Source organism: Actinokineospora globicatena (genome assembly GCF_024171945.1).
GTDB classification, from domain to species: Bacteria; Actinomycetota; Actinomycetes; order Mycobacteriales; family Pseudonocardiaceae; genus Actinokineospora; species Actinokineospora globicatena.
In genome coordinates this window covers 1,344,101-1,363,657 of sequence record NZ_JAMTCR010000002.1, presented here as the reverse complement: position 1 = coordinate 1,363,657, position 19,557 = coordinate 1,344,101, and the positions used below count along the sequence as shown (strand labels likewise).

The window sequence follows — 19,557 nt, the reverse complement described above, 5'->3', positions numbered from 1 at the left end:
CGCTACCGCTGCCCTTCGGCCAGGTCCATCAGCTGCCGCGCCCGCGAGTCCCACGAGGCTGGCAGCACGGCTTCCCGCCTGCCCTCCACAGTGGACAAGCCGCCGTCGGTGAGAGTCTGCCGGACGGCCTCGACGAACGCGTCGTGGCCCTTGGCGATCCTGATCAGCTCCGGGTACTGGTGCACCTCGGGGAAGTCGGTGCTGACCACGGCGAGGCCGAGCGCCAGGTACTCCTTCATCTTGATCGGGTTCGCGTGCTTGATCCAGTCGTTGTCCAGCCACGGCATGATCGCCACGTCGAAGCCGGTGCCGTAGGCCGGGATCTCGGCGTAGGGCCGGAAGTCGAGCCAGTGCACGTTCGAGTACTTGGCGAAGCGCTCCATCGACAGCGTCGCGTCGCCGATGAGCACCAGCGCGGCCTCGGGGAACTCCTGGGCCAGCCGCTCGAGCAGGTCGAAGTCGACCAGGTAGTCGTCCAGGCTGCCGAAGAACCCGATGCGCGGGCCGGGGATGCTCGCGATGTCGGCTGGCAGCTGCGCGCGGCGGCGGAAGTGCTGCAGGTCGACGCCGTGGTCGAGGAAGTGCGCCCGGTCCTGGGTGAGCCCGGACTCCTCGCCCTGGAGCTGGCGGCTGACGTAGAGGACGTGGTCGCTGCCGGAGAGCAGCTTGTCCTCCAGCGCGGCGATGGTGGTCTGGTCGGCCTCGGGGAACGCCGAGTGCCGGTCGGACCGGTTGAACACCAGCCGCCGGTGCTCGAAGCCCTGCACCACGTCCCACGCGGTCGGGATGGTCGCCACGACGATCGGGTTCGGCATCCGCAGCACCGCGCACACGGCCCGCACCTGGGCGCGGACCAGCTTGGCGCCGAGCGCGCGCACCCGCTCACTGCCGTAGAAGGGCAGCGGCAGCGGGGTCATCACGTAGTAGCCGGGGACCTCCGGCAGTGGGCGGCGCACCAGCTTGGCGACGCTGCCCGCCTTGCGCAGGATGCGGCGGACGAACTGGGTGCTCTTGCCCGGCGTCGGCATCCGCAGGCCGATGCTGTTGACCAGCAGGACCTTGCGGTGCTCGGCGACCCGGCGCATCAGCTGGAAGTCCGAGTGGGCCTGGTTGTGGTACCACCAGTCCTGCGCGGAGAAGCAGACGTAGGGCGGGGCGTCCTTCGAGACCTTCACGGACTTCGCGGGCGCGGACAACGGCTGGGGCCAGGCGCGCTGGGTCAGCAGCGCCTTGACGGCGGCCTTGTGCGTCGCGGAGCCGCGCGCGGCCCTGGGCAGGCTGTTGAGCACGGACGCGGCCCACATGCCCGCGGCGGCGACCTTGCCGTGCCGCTCGCGGTGCAGCCGGACCTTGTTGGTGACCAGCAGCGACCACAGGCGCGGCGACGTGCCGGACTCGCCACCGAGGTGCACGGCGCGCGCGGCGGGCTCGTAGTACGTCCGGAAGCCCTTGGCCCCGGCGCGCAGCATGAACTCGGTCTCCTCGGAGTAGAGCAGGTAGCGCTCCTCGATGGGACCGATGGCCTCGATGCACTCGCGGGTGACCAGCCACGCCGCCCCGGTCGCCCAGTCGACGAAGCCCGCGCGCTCGTAAGCGGCGGGCTTGGTGACGGTCTCGCCGAGCGGTCCGAACCGCCCGGCCCTGCGGCCGCCGAGGACGGCCTCACCCAGGGTCCGCAGCACCGTCGGGGTGCGGCGCAGCGAGTGCTGGATGCTGCCGTCGGGCTCGGTCAGCTTGGGTGCGACGACACCGACGCCCGGCTTGACCGCCGCGCGCAGTGCCTTGACCGCGCCCGGGGCCAGCCGGATGTCGGCGTTGAGGACCAGCACGTCGCAGCCATCGGCGTGGGCGAACCCGGTGTTGACGCCAGCGGCGAAGCCGTCGTTGCCGGTCCGGTGCACGACCTTGACCTCGGAGTCGGTCAACGCGACCACGTCGGTGGTGCCGTCGTGGGAGGCGTTGTCGACCACGATCACCCGCGACTCGCCCGCGCCCTCGAGAGCGGCGGGCAGGGCGCGCAGGCAATCGGCGATGACCTCGGCGCTGTTGTACGTGACGATGACAACCGCGACAGGTCGTGCGGAAGTCATGACGCCACCAGGCCCAGGGCGTCGGCGAGGGAGCCGACGATGTGCTTCTGGTCGGCGTCGGTCAGCTCGTGGTGCAGCGGCAGGATGAGCGACCGGGTGGCCAGCTCCTCGGTGCCGGGCAGCGGCGCGTGCGGGTGGCCCTCGTACGCGGGCTCCAGGTGGGCGGCCATGATGCCGCGCCGCGCGGAGATCCCGGCCTCGGCGAGCTTGCCCAGCACAACCAGCAGGTCGGGGGCGCCTTCGGGCAGCGCGACCCAGAACGACTGGTAGTTCGTGGTGCCGTGCGCCGGGTCGGTGACCGCGCGCAGGCCGAGCGGGGCGAGCAGCTCGTGGTAGCGGGCGGCGAGCGCGCGCCGCTGCTCGATGATCCCGTTCAGGCGACCGAGCTGCACCAGGCCCATCGCGGCCTGGATGTCGGTCATCCGGTAGTTGAACGCGGTCTCCACGTAGGACTCGACGACCGCGCCACCGGCGGCGTGCCGGTCGGCGGCGGACATGCTCATGCCGTGCTCGCGGAGCCTGCGCAGCCGGGTCGCCCACTCGGGGTCATCGGTGGTGATCATGCCGCCCTCACCGGTGGTGAGCAGCTTGCGCGGGTGGAACGACCACGCCGCCAGCAGCGCGCCGGTACCGACCGGGTTGCCGTCCAGTGTGGACCCCGCGGCGCACGCGGCGTCCTCGACCACCGGGATGTCCCCGGCGATCGCGCGGATGGCCTTGACGTCGGCCGGGACCCCGCCCTGGTGCACGATCATGATCGCCTTGGTGGCGGGGGTGATCGCGGCCGCGACGGTCTCGGCGGTCAGGTTGCCGGTCAGCGGGTCGATGTCGGCGAACACCGGGGTGGCGCCGCAGTAGCGGACGGCGTTGGCGGTCGCGATGAACGACAGCGACGGCACCACCACCTCGTCACCGCGGCTGACGCCCAGCAGGTGCAGGCACAGGTGCAGGCCGGTGGTGCAGTTGGACACGGCGATGCCGTGCGCCGCGCCGACCCGCTCGGCGAAGGCCTTCTCGAACGCGGCGACCCGCGGCCCCTGCGCCACCCAGCCGGACCGGACGGTCTCCGCGACGGCGAGGGCTTCCTCCTCGCCGAGCAGCGGCTTCATCACGGGGATGGCCATCAGGCGGCACCCCCAGCAGTGTCGACAACTGCGGCCTTCGCTGTGTTGATCTTCTCCGTACGCCACCACTCGACGAGGCCGCGCAGACCCTCGTCCAGCTTGATCTCCGGACGCCAGCCCAGCTCGCGCTCGGCGGCGCTGATGTCGGCGAGGCGGCGGGTCACGCCGTTGACCTTGCGCTCCGGGCCGTGCTCGACACCGAGGTCCGACCCCATCGCCGACAGCAGCGCCTCGGCCAGCCCGAGCAGGCTGGTCTCGGACGAGCTGGCGATGTTGTAGACGGTGTCGGTGACGTCCGCGCGGGCCGCAAGCAGGTTGGCCCTGGCGATGTCGTGGACGTGCACGAAGTCCATCGTCTGCGCGCCGTCACCGAAGATCAGCGGCGCCTTGCCGTCGACGATGCGCTCCATCCAGCGGATAAGCACCTCCGTGTAGAGGCCGTGCACGTCCATACGCGGACCGTATACGTTGAAGTAACGCAACGCGACATAGTCCAGGTCCTGCATGGCCTTGAAGCTGCGCAGCATGCCCTCGTTGAACGCCTTCGCGGCGCCGTAGAAGGTGTCGTTGTTGTACGGGTGGTGCCGCTCGTCGGTCGGGAACGACTCCGCGAGGCCGTAGATCGACGCCGAGCTGGACGCGATGACCTTCTTGACACCCTCGGCCGCGGCGGCCTCGATGATGGTGAAGGTGCCGTCGACCAGGCTCTCCAGCGCCAGCCGGGGCTCCTCGGCGCACTGGGTGATGCGGATGGCGGCCAGGTGGAACACCAGGTCGACGCCCTTGGTCAGCGAGCCGACCAGCTTGCGGTCGTTGATGTCGCCGTCGACCACCTTGAGCCGGTCACCCGCGGCGGCAGCGGCGTCGGCGAGGTTCTCCCGGCGGCCGCGCACGAAGTTGTCCAGCACGGTCACCTCGGCGGCACCCGCGGCGACCAACTGGTCCACGACGGACGAGCCGATGGTGCCCGCTCCCCCGGTGACCAGGATGCGCTGGCCCTCGATCGGCTGCGCGCTCATGCGTTGACTCCCTCGGTGCTGGTTTCGACAGAGCGGATGGGCAGGAAGACCCCGCCCTTGGCGAGGCTCGCGGACGCGGCCTCCAGGATGGACAGCACGCGCAGGCCGGAGCGGCCGTCGGTCAGCGGCGGGCGGCTCTGGGTGATCGAGTCGCGGAACTCGGCCATCACCGCGCGCAGCGCCTCCTTCTCGGGCAGCGCGGGGGCGACCATGTCACCGGTCCGGTAGGACACCATCGTCTGCGCGCGGGCCTGGGCGCCGACCTCGGTTGCGTCCTTGCGGTCGACGCCGCGGTCGTAGACGGCCAGCCGCTGCGCCGGGTTCAGGTCGTCCCAGACCACGGTGCGGTTCGAGCCGCCGATGATCATCGTGCGGACCTTGGTCGGCGACAGCCAGTTCACGTGCACGTGGGCCATGGCCCCGCCGGTGAGCTCGATGGTCAGGTGCGCGACGCAGGCCCGACCGGCGCCGATCGGGTCCGACCCGTGCGCGGCGACCGCGATCGGCCGCACGCCGTCGGGCAGGATCGACAGGAAGATCGACAGGTCGTGCGGGGCGAGGTCCCACAGCACGTCCACGTCCGGCTGGACCAGGCCCAGGTTGATGCGCACCGAGTCCAGGTACTGCACCGAGCCGATGCCGCCGCCGCGGACCAGGTCGCGCAGGTGCTCCACGACCGGGGTGTAGCAGTAGGTGTGGTCGAGCATGAGGGTCAGACCGCGCTTGTCGGCGGCCTCGACCAGCAGGCGGCCCTCGTCGTAGGTCGCCGCGAGCGGCTTCTCCACCAGGACGTGCTTGCCCGCCTCGAGCGCCTTCATGGCGACCGGCAGGTGCGTCGCGGCCGGGGTGGCGATCGCGACCGCGTCCACCGCGGGGTCGGCGAGGACCTCGTCGAGGGAGTCGGACACCGCGACGGTCGAGTACTCGCCGAGCACCTTGCGGGCGCGGTCGGCGTCCAGGTCGCACAGGTACTGCAACCGCAGGCCGGGGGTGGCCTGCGCGTTGCGCACCAGGTTCGGCCCCCAGTACCCCGCGCCGATGACGGCTAGCCCGATGGTTCCCACGCTGAATCCCCTTAGTCAGTGCTGATTCCCACCCGCACCGGCCCCTGCGCCGGTGCGGGCGTTCGAGTTCGATCCCCGGGTCGCGGGGGTGTTAGTAGGCGCCCTGGCCGGTGAACACGGCGCGGAACGTCTTCCACAGGATGACCGCGTCCAGCGCCAAGGACCAATCCTCGACGTAGCGCAGGTCCAGCCGGACCGCTTCCTCCCACGGGAGGTCGCTGCGGCCGCTGACCTGCCACAACCCGGTCAGGCCCGGCTTGACCAGCAGCCTGCGGCGCACGTCGGGGGCGTAGCGGGCGCTCTCCTCGGGCAGCGGCGGGCGCGGCCCGACCAGCGACATCGGGCCCGCGAGCACGTTGAACAGCTGCGGCAGCTCGTCGATGGAGTAGCGGCGCAGGATCGCCCCCACTCGGGTGACGCGCGGGTCCTTGCGCATCTTGAACAGCAGGCCGTGGCCCTCGTTCTGCTCAGCGAGCTGGGCGACCAGCTTGTGCGCGTTGACCACCATGGTGCGGAACTTGACGATGGTGAACTCGCGGCCGTCCTTGCCCACGCGGCGCTGCTTGTAGAAGACCGGCCCGCGGGTGTCGATGGCGATCGCGAGCGAGACGGCGATCATGACCGGCGCGAGCAGGGTCAGCAGGATCGCGGCGCCGACCTTGTCGAAGACGTCCTTGACCACGCGGCGCACACCGGTGAACGACGGGGCGGACACGCGCAGCAGCGGCATCCCGAGCACGGCGTCGACGTGCAGGCGGGGGCCCGCGACCTCCATGAGCACGGGGGCGACGACCATCTCGGCGCCGGAGCCCTCGAGCTTCCAGGCGAGCTGCTGCAGGCGCTTGGGGGTCCAGTAGGCGTCCGGGGTCACCGCGACGATGCGGTAGCCGCCACGGCGCGCGTGGGCGGCGAGGTCGCGCAGCTGGCCGACCACGGGGACGCCGTCGATCTCGGTGACGTCCTCGCCCATGCCGTCGGTGGTGCAGACGGCGGCGATCCGCCAGCCGAGGTGGGTGGCACCGCGGGTGCGGGTGATGAGGTCGCGGATGGTCTCGACGTTGCCCGCGGCCATCACCGGCAGCAGGCAGCGGCCCTCGCGGCGGGCGCGGTGCAGGAACTGGCGCAGCACGTAGCGCATCGGGAAGACGAGCAGCGCGGTCGCGGGGACCACGATGAACACCCACGGGCGGATGCGGGTGATGTCGAAGAGCAACCCACCCAGCGCCAGCACGACCGAGGCGGCCACGAACGCGCGGCCGAGGCGGCGGAACTCCTCGGCGCCCTGACCCAGGATTGCGAGGTTCCACACCCGGTTGACCATCAGGGAGACGACGAGGACGCCGAAGGTGACGATGGCGGTCGGCGTGATGAGCGGGCTGGTCGGGTCGACCCGGTAGGTGACGAAACCACCGACGACCAGCACCCCGAACAGCACGGAGAAGACGTCCGAGAGCAGCACGCCGGTGCGGTAGCGAGGCTCCCAGCCCGCCACTGGCGGGTATGAGGGCTCGCCCGCGGGTAGGTCGCGGCGCGGCTTGGTGCCACGGCGCTGACCGCCCGGTGCTGGCCAGAGGGACGTTCTGCGGCGCGGGAGGCCGACTTGGTCACGCATCGTGTATCCCCCGTTGTGGGTGGATCGGGCATGCACGGGCACGGGGCATCCCGTGACTCGTTGCGGTGGTCTGAAGAGGGGTGAGCTGGCCCCCGAGCTGCGGCGATCTGGGGCGTGGCTGCGATAGCTCATTCGTTTGGTTCCCCGGGGCCGTTACACGGAGGGTTAGTTCTTATGTAACCCGTTCGGCGTGACCACTGGTGTGTAGGCAACCGACTACACAGCGGGTAGCAATTGATGATGCACAGCCGTGACCTGCCGCTGGACTCCGTCGCAGGTGGGGTCACGTCCCGTGAGCACAAGGGACAGTCCAGCCAGGACAGTCAGGCAGGTCACAGAGCGTATAACCTCAGCCCGGTTTGACCGGTGAATTCGCACCAGCGAGTGAGATCGCAGCCGTCCAGCGTGACACAGGCAACGTCTCCCGCCTGCCGCCGTCCAGCCCCACCGACTTTCCACCAATCGCGAACGCGGATTTCCCTCAACGCCCCTATTACCCCGTTGACCTGCCCAATCCCGCGCGCAAGCGGCCCCGGTCAATGATCACGGACCGTGCCCACACCCGGTGGCCACCACGGGTGTTCCATACCACTCCACTTATGGGCAACACCTATCTGTGGCCCGCCTCACACATCAACTTCCGCCAACCCGCCCAACCCCACTACCACACCCAGCCCCATACCACTCCCGACGAAGCCCGAACCCGAACACCAGGAGCCAAAGACCAGGGAGACCAGTCCCGAAGCGAACCCCACACCTGCGTCGCTAGCTACACCCATCGCCCCACACCCGACGCGACGGCCGAAGGCCCAGTCGAGTCCCCCGAGAACGTCTGCCAGGTCCCCACCCCGCTACGCGCTCGTCCCTCGCACTACGCGCCCCCCGCACCGTGGGGGTCTGGGGGGTCGCCCCCCAGATACGACGACGGCCGACCCCGTTCGCGCACTCCGCGAACATGGATCGGCCGTCGTCCGTGGCCAGGGGCGGGGTCGAACCGCCGACCTACCGCTTTTCAGGCGGTCGCTCGTACCAACTGAGCTACCTGGCCAAGTAACACAACACCCCCACCAGCAGCAGTACTAAGAGGAACCACGCTGGTTCCGCCAAGTACCGCACCGTGGGGGTCTGGGGGGTCGCCCCCCAGAAGCAATGGCGAGCGCCCAGGTCCACGAATTCCGTGGACAAGGGCATGCCAAAGCTCGCGACCCTGACGGGACTCGAACCCGCGACCTTCGCCGTGACAGGGCGACGCGCTAACCAACTGCGCCACAGGGCCTTGCGTCACTACTACTACAGTACTACGTGCTCCCAACGGGATTCGAACCCGCGCTGCCGCCTTGAAAGGGCGGAGTCCTAGGCCGCTAGACGATGGGAGCCCGACCAATTCCGGGCGAACCGATCGACCGCGCTTCCAAGTTCCCCGGTGCGAGTGACCCGGTTCCTCTGGGAGCAGGGATAGCTTAGGGCACACCTCCCCTGGCTCCAAAACTGCCCCCCTGAACCGGGTCCTACCTGGGCTAACACCACCCTGGTCGATCTTGTCGGGCGGCCGTGGGGTGATCGGCTCCGACGGGGGTGGTCGACCCCCGCCCGCGGCACCGGGCGAGGGTCACGCTGGGTTACCTGCTTGATCGAATTGCGCGAATCCGGGGAATCGCACCGGCGACGAGGTGGGGCCGGAGTTGGCCCCGGGTTAGAAAATGATCTTCGGCGGCACCCGGAGAACATTTCCCGACGGTCGGATCCGATCTTGAAAACGGAGCTGGAACGACTCAGCGGCGGACCGGCGGCAGGCCGTCGTCGCCCTCCACCAGTCCGAGCATTTCCAGCAGCTCACGGCAGTCCTCCACCGACTGCGCACCCATCGCCACGGCCAGACGGGCGCGGCGGACCTGGTCCTCGGAGACGCGTGCGGACTCGCCCGAACGGGGGGCGGGGACCCCGGTCGAGAACTGGTTCGACCCTCCAAGGCTGTCTTGCTGGAGAAGGAAACTGCGCACTTCGAGTGACCCGCTCATGGTGCCTCCCCGGCTTTTGTTTGGCGTGAGGCTATGAGACAACTCGCCGCGCACACAGCCCCCCGAGGAGTGAACCGCACCGCACCCTCGGTAGCCGTCCGTGACATCTTTTCGCGCCGAGCCCGGTTCGGCGCCAGAGGTTGACCAGGCAGGACCACCCGACCGGGGATCGACCGGAGATGATCGACACACCGACCAGCCACCCCTACCCCCTATGGGTATCGTAGGTGGCATGGAGCACGAGCACACGCACCGCCCCAGTGCCAAGAAGGACGCCCACCTGCGCAGGTTGCGCCGGGTGGAGGGGCAGGTCCGCGGCCTGCAGCGGATGGTCGACGAGGACGCCTACTGCATCGACGTGCTCACCCAGGTCTCCGCCGCGACCAAGGCGCTGCAGGCGTTCGCGCTCGAACTGCTCGAGGAGCACATGGCCGGCTGCGTCGTCGACGCCGCGCGCCAGGGCGACGAGGCGGCCGCGATCAAGGTCAGGGAGGCGGCCGACGCGATCGCCCGTCTGGTCAAGTCCTAGCCACACCCAGTCCCAGCCACACCCCAGCTGTCGGGAGGAACACCGAAGTGTCCGAGCAGACCGTCTACACCGTTGCCGGGATGACCTGCGGCCACTGCGCCGCGTCGGTCACCGAGGAGCTCTCCGCCATCGGCGGCGTCTCCGGCGTCGACGTGGACCTGGCCACCGGCGCGGTCACCGTGACCAGCGCGACCGGGTTGGACCGGGGCGCGGTCGCGGCCGCGGTGACCGAGGCGGGGTACCAGCTGACATGACCACCGTGGAGCGGCCGACCGAGCGGGTCGAGCTCGCCATCGGCGGGATGACCTGCGCCGCGTGCGCCGGTCGGGTCGAACGCAAGCTGAACAAGCTCGACGGGGTGCGCGCCTCGGTCAACTTCGCCACCGAGCGCGCCACCGTCGAGGTCCCGCCCGGGTTCCCGACGACCGCGCTGGTCGACGCCGTCAGCGGCGCGGGCTACGAGGCGAGCCCGGTGCCGGACGAGCCGGAGGAGGACACGGGCGCCAACGTCGACGACGCGCGGCTGCGGTTCCTGCTGTCGGCGGGGCTGAGCGCGCCGGTCATCGCGGTGTCGATGGTGCCCGCGTGGCAGTTCCCGACCTGGCAGTGGACCGCCCTGGCCCTGTCGTACGTCGTGGTCCTGGTGTGCGCGTGGCCGTTCCACCGGTCGGCGGCGGTCAACCTGCGGCACGGCGGCGCGACCATGGACACGCTGGTGTCGATGGGCGTGGGCGTCGCGTTCCTGTGGTCGGTGTACGCGCTGCTCTGGGGCGGCGCGGGTGTGCCCGGGATGACGCACGAGTTCAGCCTGTTCCCCGCGGACGACCACGGGCGGGCCGACATCTACTTCGAGGTGGCCGTCGGCGTCACCACCTTCCTGCTGCTGGGCCGCTGGCTGGAGGCCCGGTCGAAGCGGCGGGCGGGGTCGGCGCTGCGCGCGCTGCTGGCGCTCGGCGCGAAGGACGTCGCGGTGCTGCGCGACGGGGTCGAGGTGCGGGTGCCGGTCGGTGACCTGCGCGTCGGTGAGCTGTTCGTGGTCCGCCCCGGGGAGAAGGTCGCGACCGACGGCGTGGTCGAGGAGGGCTCGTCGGCCGTCGACCGGTCGCTGGTGACCGGGGAGTCGGTGCCGGACGAGGTCGGTCCGGGCGCGGCGGTGGTCGGCGGGACGGTCAACACGAGCGGTCGGCTGGTGGTGCGCGCCAGCCGGGTCGGCGGCGACACGCAGCTGGCCCAGATGGCGCGGCTGGTCGAGCAGGCGCAGACCGGCAAGGCCCAGGTGCAGCGGCTCGCCGACCGGATCTCCGCGGTGTTCGTGCCCGTGGTGCTCGGGATCGCGGTGCTGACGCTGGCGGGCTGGCTGGTCGCGGGCGCTTCCGCGGACGGCGCGGTCACGGCGGCGGTCGCGGTGCTGGTCATCGCGTGCCCGTGCGCGCTCGGGCTGGCGACGCCGACGGCCCTGCTGGTCGGCACCGGGCGCGGCGCGCAGCTGGGGATCCTGGTGAAGGGCCCCGAGGTGCTGGAGTCGACCCGCCGGGTGACGACCGTGGTGCTGGACAAGACCGGCACCATCACCACCGGCCAGATGTCGGTCGTCGACGTGGTGCCCGCTCCCGGTGTCACCACCGAGCGGTTGCTCCACCTGGCAGGCGCGGTCGAGTCGGCCTCGGAGCACCCCGTTGCCCGCGCGATCGCTGCCGGGGCGGCGAGTTCGGGTCAGGTCGTGGACTTCCGCAACGCCGAGGGCCTCGGGGTGACCGGGGTGGTGGACGGTGCCGTGGTGGTCGTCGGGCGGCCGAGGTTGTTGGCACAGCACGGGATCGAGCTGCCCGCGGAGCTGGTGTCCGCAATGGCCGGTGCCGAGGCGAACGGTCGGACCGTGGTCGCCGCCGGTGCTGACGGCGCCGCGCTCGGGGTGATCTCGGTGGCCGACACGGTGAAGCCGACCAGCGCGGAGGCCATCGCCCGCCTGCGCGCGCTCGGTCTGCGGCCGGTGCTGCTGACCGGTGACAACGAACGGGTCGCGCGGGCCATCGCGGCGGAGGTCGGCATCACCGACGTGATCGCCGAGGTGCTGCCCGCGGAAAAGGTCGCCGCTGTCGAACGGCTGCGCGCCGAGGGAGCCGTGGTCGCCATGGTCGGCGACGGGGTGAACGACGCGCCCGCCCTGGCCGCCGCGGACCTCGGACTCGCGATGGGCACCGGCACCGACGCCGCCATCGAGGCCAGCGACCTGACCATCGTCCGCGGCGACCCCCGCCTGGTAGCCGACGCGATCGCCCTCTCCCGCCGCACCCTGGCAACGATCAAGGGCAACCTCTTCTGGGCCTTCGCCTACAACGTCGCAGGGATCCCCCTGGCCGCCCTCGGCCTCCTCAACCCGATGATCGCAGGCGCAGCCATGGCCCTCTCCAGCGTCTTCGTGGTCGCCAACAGCCTCCGCCTCCGCCGCTTCCGCCCCACCGCCGCCTGACGCCCGCACACCGCCCCTTTCGCCGGCATTGGGCCTGATCTTCGAACCGCCGCCACAGAACCCGCCAACCGCTAGCAGGCAGAGCGACGCAAGCCGCCATCCCGGTTCAAGCCGACGATCCTCGGCCTAGCACCTCAGGAAGTAAGCCACCGCTCCCCGGCTCGCCGCTCCCGACAAGCGCCAGCTCATCCCAACCCCTGGCACTCCGCCAACCAAATGTCGGCTACCCAGCCCGATTTCAGCCCCCGGCGACCACCTCACGCCCCGGCCAAACCTGCCCCTGACCTGCCGGAATGCCCGCCCGCTCCACCCCGCAGCCGCGACCTCGCGCGCGCGAAAAGCGAGTGCCCGGCCCCCACCCTCTCCGGGGGGCGTCCCTGGGCCAGTCTACCGGGACCCCCCGGCAGTCGATCTTGAAAGCACCCCGGCGGAGATCGACATGTGGACAACTTCTGTACCCCATAAGAGGGAACTTCAGGGTGCGGGGAAGATCATCAGCGCAGGTCACTAGCGGTGGGAAGGCCACGAAGCAAGACGAACATCAGGTGAACATTGACGGCAATTTTTCCCAGTGAGCACTCCCGTGGAGACCGGTGCGCGTGCAACAATCGTTGGGCTGACACACCCCCGGTCAGCACCTGTGGAGATCCCCTCCGGCCCCCGCGTTCCTCCCCCTGGCGCGGGGGCCTCTCCATATCCCCAGGTCAACGCACCGCGGCCGGGATGGTTGCTGTGTCGCCAGTCACACCCACTGCGGTCGTGCAACCGAACCGTTATCGTGTCCCGGTGCCTTTTCCCTCTTTCGGACGCAGCCGGACCGATCTCAAAGCGGTCGGCACCAGCACCGGGCGCCACCGCACGGTGGGGCAGCAGGTCGAGGACACCCTGCCCGACCACGAACTGGAGTCGTACCTCGCGGCGCTCTCGCCCGACGCCGACACCGACGCCGAGACCACCGGTTCCGGCCGCCGCTTCGGCTCCGCCGAGGTCTTCCAGCTGCGGCTGTCGCTGATGGCGACCGAGCAGCTGCGCGAACTGGCCGCCTACCGCCAGACCTCCCCGATGGCGCTGGCCCAGGAGTGGGTCATGCAGCGCCTGGAGTGGGAAGCCCAGCAACTGCAGCGCCGCTAGTCCACCCGGCTCGACCAAACCTGACGGTGATAGGCCCCGAACCTCGCGGTTCGGGGCCTATCTGCTGTCCAGCGCGGGGAACTACAGCGGGACGACGTTGGTCGCCTGCGGGCCCTTGGTGCCCTGGCCGACCTCGAACTCGACCCGCTGGTTCTCCTCAAGGGTGCGGAAACCCTTGCTCTGGATCTCCGAGTAGTGCACGAAGACATCGGCGCCGCCGTTGTCCTGCGCGATGAAGCCGAAGCCCTTCTCGGAGTTGAACCACTTGACAGTGCCCTGTGCCATAAACCTGCCTCCATCGCAGGAGCATGGGGCTGCACCGTGCAACCCCGGGCCGCCCTCGGGCGATACTCCCGCCTACCTCAGCGGAAAAGCAGCGCGCCCGCGTAGTCGTTCCGCGAGCGTGAATCGCACGAACACAGAAACCACGGCCTGCAACCAAAAGCGTATCGGCTCGACCAGGGCCGCACTACTGCCTGACGGGCGCTCGGCTAGCCCAAGCGGGTGATCTGCTTCGGTACGCTCCGAAGTGGTCGCATCGCTCTCCGGATTCGGTGCGAGAGCAATGAAAAGTGACACGAGTCACACTTGCCCGAGCCAACGATCCGTTCCGCCCCGGCGTCGTTATCAGTGTTCGAATGGCTTGTGGGGGAAGGGAAGTCGGCGATGGGTGCGTGGAGCAGGCGACGGGGCCCGGCGGTCGGGTTGGTCGGGGCGGCGCTCGTGGCCGTGCTCGGCCTCAGCGGGTGCACCTCCGGGGAGTCCATGGCGGCCACGGGCACGGGAGGCGCCACCGAGCAGACCTCCCAGGCGCCCGCGAAACCGTCGGCGAAGGTCGTCGCGACGCCCGCCGCTGACGCCAAGGACGTCAGCCCGGCCGGTCCGATCTCGGTCGCGGTGACCGACGGCGCGCTGGAGACCATCACCCTGACCAACGCGGATGGCAAGCAGGTCAAGGGAGAACTCGCCGCCGACAAGAAGTCGTGGGCGGTCGCCGAGCACCTCGGGTACGGCAAGACCTACACCTGGTCCGGCAGCGCGCTGGGCACCGACGGCAAGAACGTCGCCATCGCGGGTTCGTTCACCACGGTCAAGCCGAAGCGGACCAGCAAGGCCAGCCTCAACACCGGCGACGGCCAGACCTACGGGATCGCCATGCCGGTCGCGGTCGTGTTCGACGCACCGGTGAAGGACAAGGTGGCCGCCGAGAAGGCGATGACGGTGACCACCACGCCGGTCAACGAGGGCGCCTGGGCGTGGCTCGACGACAGCACCGCGCACTGGCGGCCCAAGGAGTACTGGACGCCGGGCACCAAGGTCGAGGTCAAGGTGGGCATCTACGGCGTCGACCTCGGCGGCGGGAACTACGGGCGCGACGACGTCACCTCGTCGTTCAGCATCGGCCGGTCGCAGGTCGTGAAGGCGGACACGCAGACCCACCGGATGGTCGTCTACCGCGACGGCGTCAAGACGCACGACTTCCCGGCGTCGATGGGCCTGGAGTCCGACCCGGGCCGGGTCACCAAGTCCGGCACGCACGTGGTGATGAGCAAGCACGCCAGCTACGGGATGACCAACCCCAAGTACAACTACGAGAACGTCGTGGTGCCGTGGGCGGTCCGGGTCTCCAACAACGGCGAGTTCGTGCACGGCTACGCCCCCTCCATCCCGGACCAGGGCAAGCGCAACGTCTCGCACGGCTGCGTGAACCTCGCCCCGGCGAACGCCAAGATCTACTACGACTCGGCGATGGTCGGCGACCCGGTGGAGATCACCGGCAGCAACCAGCAACTGGGCAAGGCGGACGGCGACTACTTCGACTGGGCGCTGTCCTGGGACAAGTGGACCGCCATGTCGGCCACCGCGAACTGACCGGGGGCAGCACCCGGGGGCGTCTAGGGTTGTCCGCCATGGACGCCCAGGTCGCCCCCGGTCAGCTGGTGGTGCGCGCCTCGGGGGCGGCCGCCGCCCGACTGGCCATCGAGGGCCGGTCGCGGTCGGAACCCCCGCAGGTGCAGGTCCTGTTGCGGGCCACCGTGCCGAGGCTGCCGCCGCAGGGGGTGGCGCTGGCGTTCGGCGAGTGCTCGGTGCGGGTGCGCGGCGGCGTGGTGCTGATCTCGGTGGCGGCGGGGAAGCTGTCGGTGGGCTTCGGGGAGCTGCGGCCGCTGCTGTTCCAGCCGGTGCCGTTGGACCGGGGGCTGCAGTCGCTGGTGTCCTCGTCGGTGGCGCACCTGGTCGCGGCACCGGAGTCACTGGACCAGCACGGCGCCCGCGCGTTCCTCCTCGGCCTGACCGAACTGGTCCTGCGCACCGCCCTGCGCACCGAACTCGACCGAGCCGACGCCCTCGCCACCCGCCGCCGCGCCGCCATCGACCACATCCGCGACCACCTCGCCGACCCCACCCTCACCGCCGACCGCATCGCCGACGCGTTGTTCATCTCCCGGCGCAGGCTCTACCAACTCTTCACCGACGGCGACGGCATCTCCGGCCGCATCCGCACCATGCGCATCGACCGCGCCAAAGAACTCCTCACCGACCCCACCCAGGGCTCGCGCACCATCGCCGAAATCTCCCGCCACTGCGGCTTCACCAACGCCGCCCACTTCTCCCGCACCTTCCACAAATCCACCGGCCACTCCCCCCGCGACTACCGAGACCGCCACACCCGTTGACCTGGGGGCTGGGGACGTGGCGGAGCGCGGCACCTCTCACGGTGTTGGCGGGACGCGAAGAGGCGGTGGAGCGTCTGGCGAGACACAGAGTGACGGGGACGTCGCCCCCACCCCAACAACGTTGGCCCTCAAACGCCCACCGACGACGTTGGCCCCAAGACCGCCCGCTGACGACGTTGACCCGCCATCGCTCCACCACGGCGCTGGCTCGCATTCTCGCGCCTGTCCGATGCCGCAGGCGAGCCGTCTACCGCAGCGCAGCGAAGGCCACGAGACCCGGACTTCCCCAGCTCAACGCCTTGCCGCCCACGGCCAACAAGATCAACCCGAACCAACGACCCCCGAAAACACAGCCTACCGAGGGGGCCGCAAGCACAGAGAGGCTGAAAGTCAGCCCTGTGGATAACTCAACCTTTTGTGGACAACCCGCCGCACCCAGTCCGAGCGGCAGGAATCCACTGTAGACACCCCCACCCGCCCCTGAGCAGCCCCCGATATACAGCCTACCGAAGCGCCACCGGAGGCGAGAAGGCTGACAGGAGACCCTGTGGACAACTCAGCCCCCTGTGGAGGAGCCGCTCAACCGAACTCCACCGAGGTCACAAGCTGCCCGAAGAGGCCAGCCAGCTCCCACCACCCCCGCCCACTCACCGAGTGCAGCGTAAACAGGGCCACCCGAGCCGTCCCAGGCTGAAATACCGCAGCCTGCAGCTGGCAACCCGGCGAAGTAGTAATGCGTTCGATGATGACGACCGGGTAGCCGCGTTCGGTGGTGGATTCGGTGGTGTCTGGGATGTCGTCCTGGGTCAGGTGGGTGCGGAGGTCCGCAGTAGAGCCGGAGCCGTTCGGGGTGTCGGTCGTGGTGAGGAGGGCCGTGAGGATCGCCGGGTCAGCCGTGGGGTGGGTGACTGTGGCGACGAGGCCTGCTCCGGAGGCATGGGCGAGGGTTGCCGCTTCGTGGGCTGACTGGGCGATTGCTGGGTCGTGGGCGGCTTCGGGGCCGCGGGTGGCCAGTATGAGGGTGGTCAGTTCGGCGGCGGTTCGGTCCGGTGAGGCCAGGGTGACCGGGGTGATGCCCGTGACCGGGGCGAGTCTCACCGGGGGCGCTCGGCGACGGTGATGGTGCTCGGCGCCGGTGGGGGTGTGCGCAGGGCGGTGGTGAAGGCGGTGATGGCGCTGGGTGGGCGTGCAGCGCCTGCGGGGCCTGCGACCAGGCCTGCCATGGCGGCTGACGTGGTGGACAGGCGGTTGAGCAAGTCCACTATGGACCGGGTGGCCATGGGAACCTCGATTGGGTTGCCGCGCAGGGAGTCCAGGTGGTCCGCGACGGCGTTGGCGGCGTGTTCGTGGTCGGCGGCGAGGGTTCTGGCCTCGCGGAGGACGGCGTCGAGGCGGTCGCGCAGGTCGGCCAGGCCGGTCTCGGCGGTGGCGTGTTCAGCGGCGGCGTGGGCGGAGCGGGTGAGGTCGAGTTCGTCGCGCCAGCGGTCGACGGTGTCCTCTGCGGTGGCGATCTGGCGGCGGAGCGCGGTGGCCGCGCGGTCGAGTCGCTCGGCGGTCGCCTTGGTGGCGACGAGGGTCGTCGTCCATCCACTGAGGACAGTCGCGGCCTGGCGCAGGAGAGTCACCCGCGCTGCCGTGTCGACTTCCCGCAGCCGCGCGGAGAACCCAGCGGCCGCGTCACCTGTCCACCCCGAGGCCAAGTCCCGCCCACGATCGGCGGCGGCCTTGGCCTGGTCCACAGCGTCCGCCGCCCGGGTGTACTCCCGGGCGAGATCCGCGACAGCGTCCGGATCCCCTGCCGCCGGGTCGAAACCGAGACCCGGGTAGCTGCTCACCGGAGACGCCCGGTGGCGTCGGAGTCGGCTCGGAGATAAGCGTTCCCGGCGTCGGCGACCGTCTCGGCGGCGTGCGCCAGGCTGCCCGCCACCGAGGTCAGCGCCTCCTGGGTGTCCGCGGACAGCACAGCGACGACGGCGTTCAACCGGCCAGGGCCCGCGTCGACCTGGTCGAAGCGGACCTCCGCCACGGACGTCGTCGCGTCGCGCAGGACCGTCGCCGCGGTGGCGAGTTCACCGGGGTCGACGGTGAAGCCGGTCATGCGCCGAAGACCGGTGGGTACGCCGGGGGCAGGTCGTCGAAGAAGTCCATGCCCTCGACGTAGCGGTTCTTGTGCTCGCTGTCTTCCTCGCCCTGGGCACCCGCACCGCCTCCCATCGGCGGGTACATGCCGCCAGCCGCGGCACCAGCGCGTCCGGGAGCGCCCTCAGCGAAGCCACCGCCCGCACGACCGCCACCGAGCCCGCCCACACCGGACAGGGCACCGCCGCGCGGCACGGCATCGCTGCCGGTTCGCCCACCGAAGGCCCCGCCGAACCCGCCGCCGACCGAGCCGCCGGACTGGCTGCCGCCAGGCCCGTACCCGGTCGCACCAGGGCCGTACCCGGTGGTCGGCGACGTGGTCGGGTTGTAGTTGGACACGTCCGTGCCGCTGTCCGGGACATGGGAAACACCCGGGCCATCAGGACCGCCTGGCTTACCGGGGCCGCCAGGGTCTTCCGGTGGCGGCGTGGTGGTGGTCGGCGGCTTGCTCGGCGGCCACTTCTCGTGCTCGGGCATCGCCGTGTACGTGATCGTCGGGACCGGCTCCGGCGCACCGGGACGCGGCGCGGGCGCGGTGGAGGGGTAGTCCGGCAGCGTGGACCGCACGTCGTGGCTCTCGGTCGCGAAGGCCTTCATCACCTGCACCGCCTTGGCCTTGGCCTCGGCGTGCTGGGTCGCGGAAGGCTGCTGGTCCTCGGCAAGCGCCTTGAGCAGGATGGCGTCGCTGGGGTCGCGGTCGACCTTGATGTCGTAGCCGGACTCGAAGTGCCGCTGCGCGTAGTAGAACACCGGCTCCGGCATCCGCTGCTGGGCGTCGATGACCGCCCCGGCGAAGTTCGACAGGCCCTCACCGATGCGGTCGGTGGTGTGCGCGGCCTCGCCCGCCCACTGGGTGAGCCGGGTGTTGGACTCCGCCGCGCTCTTGGCCGCCGGACCGCGCCAGGTGCCGAGCAGGCCCTGCAGGATGTTCTGGACGTGACCGGTGGTGCCCGCGATCCGCTTGGACAGGTCCGACCACTGCCCGGCGCGCTCGGCGAGCAGGCCGGGCTCGGCCTTCATGACCATGTTGTAGAGCGTGGCGTGGTCGTAGTGGTCCCAGTTGACCTGGCGGAAGTCGTCGAGCTCCTTGTTGCGCTTGCGCCCCTCCTTGTCGCGGCACTGCTTGGCGGTCGGCTCGTGGTCGTCGGAGTACGCGTGGTGGCCCGCCATCAGAGCGCACCCCCGGCGTGGCGGATCGCGGTCTCGGCGTGCTCGTCGACGCTGCGGTAGGCGACCAGGGTCGCCTTGATCGTGGCCCGCACCTCGGCCAGCTCCTTCAAGTAGTTGGACAGCACCGCGCGCAGGCCGTCCGTGGTGTCGGCGCGCCCGAGGAACGACCGCGACATGGCCACCGCGACCGGGCCCGTGCCCGCGGACAGCGGCTCACCGAGGTCCTCGGCGGCGCGCAGCTGCTTGACGAGGTCGTCGTGCAGCGCGGCCAGCTCCCGGTCGGCCCGCTCCAGGGCGGCGTAGTCGACCTCGACGGCGTCGCTGCCGGACCCGGTGATGGTGAAGTCGCCCCGGGGACCGGCGACCACCTCGGTCACCAGCTCGGCGTGCGCCACCGGCTGGTACCTGGCGAGCAGCGCCTCAGCCTCGCGCGCGTTGTGCACCCACGTCATGTCTTCCTCCCACCGCCAGCCTGACTGACCGCGATTCCGCGTTCTACCCCACGCGGGGGGCTTG

General features: G+C 70.5%; 18 protein-coding genes and 3 tRNA genes. 6 read left to right on the top strand and 15 right to left on the bottom strand.

Going from position 1 to position 19,557, the window contains the following annotated elements:
- Window positions 1-2 precede the first annotated feature (2 nt).
- From LV79_RS06545 to LV79_RS06505, 9 genes are all read right to left on the bottom strand, one after another.
- Complete coding sequence (locus tag LV79_RS06545; protein ID WP_253833055.1) at window positions 3-2,090, bottom strand: glycosyltransferase; 2,088 nt, start codon at window positions 2,088-2,090, stop codon at window positions 3-5.
- A complete protein-coding gene (locus LV79_RS06540) occupies window positions 2,087-3,214 on the bottom strand; it encodes a DegT/DnrJ/EryC1/StrS family aminotransferase (RefSeq protein ID WP_253833053.1) in 1,128 nt (375 codons plus the stop codon). The genes LV79_RS06545 and LV79_RS06540 overlap by 4 nt, the downstream gene beginning before the upstream one ends.
- Window positions 3,214-4,233 carry an NAD-dependent epimerase/dehydratase family protein gene (locus tag LV79_RS06535; RefSeq protein ID WP_253833051.1) on the bottom strand — a complete coding sequence of 340 codons (1,020 nt, stop codon included), beginning with the start codon at window positions 4,231-4,233 and terminating at the stop codon, window positions 3,214-3,216. Before LV79_RS06535 ends, LV79_RS06540 begins: the two co-directional genes overlap by 1 nt.
- Window positions 4,230-5,297, bottom strand: coding sequence for a Gfo/Idh/MocA family protein (locus LV79_RS06530; RefSeq protein ID WP_253833049.1), 1,068 nt, complete (start codon window positions 5,295-5,297; stop codon window positions 4,230-4,232). The genes LV79_RS06535 and LV79_RS06530 overlap by 4 nt, the downstream gene beginning before the upstream one ends.
- A 91-nt stretch (window positions 5,298-5,388) precedes the next feature.
- Entirely contained in the window at window positions 5,389-6,909 is a 1,521-nt protein-coding gene (locus LV79_RS06525; protein ID WP_253833047.1) for a sugar transferase, read from the bottom strand.
- Window positions 6,910-7,883: 974 nt separating this feature from the next.
- A tRNA-Phe gene (locus LV79_RS06520) sits at window positions 7,884-7,957 on the bottom strand.
- Window positions 7,958-8,111: 154 nt separating this feature from the next.
- Window positions 8,112-8,185, bottom strand: a tRNA-Asp gene (locus LV79_RS06515).
- A 27-nt stretch (window positions 8,186-8,212) separates the two neighbouring features.
- Window positions 8,213-8,285: transfer RNA gene (locus LV79_RS06510), tRNA-Glu, on the bottom strand.
- A 396-nt stretch (window positions 8,286-8,681) separates the two neighbouring features.
- On the bottom strand, window positions 8,682-8,927 hold the full coding sequence (locus tag LV79_RS06505; protein WP_253833045.1) for a hypothetical protein: 246 nt from the start codon (window positions 8,925-8,927) through the stop codon (window positions 8,682-8,684).
- A 232-nt stretch (window positions 8,928-9,159) separates the two neighbouring features.
- On the opposite strand from LV79_RS06505, the gene LV79_RS06500 reads away from it, so the two are divergent.
- From LV79_RS06500 to LV79_RS06485, 4 genes are all read left to right on the top strand, one after another.
- A complete protein-coding gene (locus LV79_RS06500; RefSeq protein WP_253833043.1) occupies window positions 9,160-9,456 on the top strand; it encodes a metal-sensitive transcriptional regulator in 297 nt (98 codons plus the stop codon).
- A gap of 80 nt (window positions 9,457-9,536) precedes the next feature.
- Complete coding sequence (locus LV79_RS06495; protein ID WP_301320767.1) at window positions 9,537-9,710, top strand: heavy-metal-associated domain-containing protein; 174 nt, start codon at window positions 9,537-9,539, stop codon at window positions 9,708-9,710.
- Window positions 9,707-11,926, top strand: a complete 2,220-nt coding sequence (locus LV79_RS06490; protein ID WP_253833039.1) for a heavy metal translocating P-type ATPase — start codon at window positions 9,707-9,709, stop codon at window positions 11,924-11,926. The genes LV79_RS06495 and LV79_RS06490 overlap by 4 nt, the downstream gene beginning before the upstream one ends.
- A gap of 786 nt (window positions 11,927-12,712) precedes the next feature.
- The gene (locus tag LV79_RS06485; protein ID WP_253833037.1) at window positions 12,713-13,057 is read left to right on the top strand and encodes a hypothetical protein; all 345 of its coding nucleotides are present in this window, start codon (window positions 12,713-12,715) and stop codon (window positions 13,055-13,057) included.
- Window positions 13,058-13,138: 81 nt separating this feature from the next.
- Here the strand turns inward: LV79_RS06485 and LV79_RS06480 are convergent, their stop codons facing one another.
- Complete coding sequence (locus LV79_RS06480) at window positions 13,139-13,342, bottom strand: cold-shock protein (RefSeq protein WP_026425160.1); 204 nt, start codon at window positions 13,340-13,342, stop codon at window positions 13,139-13,141.
- Between the two features lie 381 nt (window positions 13,343-13,723).
- On the opposite strand from LV79_RS06480, the gene LV79_RS06475 reads away from it, so the two are divergent.
- Both LV79_RS06475 and LV79_RS06470 read left to right on the top strand, forming a co-directional pair.
- Complete coding sequence (locus LV79_RS06475; RefSeq protein ID WP_253833034.1) at window positions 13,724-14,929, top strand: L,D-transpeptidase; 1,206 nt, start codon at window positions 13,724-13,726, stop codon at window positions 14,927-14,929.
- Between the two features lie 38 nt (window positions 14,930-14,967).
- Window positions 14,968-15,732, top strand: a complete 765-nt coding sequence (locus tag LV79_RS06470) for a helix-turn-helix domain-containing protein (protein ID WP_253833025.1) — start codon at window positions 14,968-14,970, stop codon at window positions 15,730-15,732.
- Between the two features lie 579 nt (window positions 15,733-16,311).
- On the opposite strand, the gene LV79_RS06465 is transcribed toward LV79_RS06470, so the two are convergent.
- The 5 genes from LV79_RS06465 to LV79_RS06445 are packed head-to-tail and all read right to left on the bottom strand — an operon-like array spanning window position 16,312 to window position 19,493.
- Window positions 16,312-16,830, bottom strand: a complete 519-nt coding sequence (locus LV79_RS06465; RefSeq protein ID WP_253833023.1) for a hypothetical protein — start codon at window positions 16,828-16,830, stop codon at window positions 16,312-16,314.
- Window positions 16,827-17,567: a WXG100 family type VII secretion target gene (locus LV79_RS06460; RefSeq protein WP_253833021.1), complete on the bottom strand. Its 741-nt coding sequence runs from the start codon at window positions 17,565-17,567 to the stop codon at window positions 16,827-16,829. The genes LV79_RS06465 and LV79_RS06460 overlap by 4 nt, the downstream gene beginning before the upstream one ends.
- Entirely contained in the window at window positions 17,564-17,830 is a 267-nt protein-coding gene (locus LV79_RS06455; protein WP_253833019.1) for a hypothetical protein, read from the bottom strand. The genes LV79_RS06460 and LV79_RS06455 overlap by 4 nt, the downstream gene beginning before the upstream one ends.
- The gene (locus LV79_RS06450; RefSeq protein ID WP_253833017.1) at window positions 17,827-19,041 is read right to left on the bottom strand and encodes a WXG100 family type VII secretion target; all 1,215 of its coding nucleotides are present in this window, start codon (window positions 19,039-19,041) and stop codon (window positions 17,827-17,829) included. The genes LV79_RS06455 and LV79_RS06450 overlap by 4 nt, the downstream gene beginning before the upstream one ends.
- Window positions 19,041-19,493 (bottom strand): hypothetical protein, encoded by a 453-nt coding sequence (locus LV79_RS06445; RefSeq protein ID WP_253833016.1) that lies wholly within the window; start codon window positions 19,491-19,493, stop codon window positions 19,041-19,043. Before LV79_RS06445 ends, LV79_RS06450 begins: the two co-directional genes overlap by 1 nt.
- Window positions 19,494-19,557: the final 64 nt, after the last annotated feature.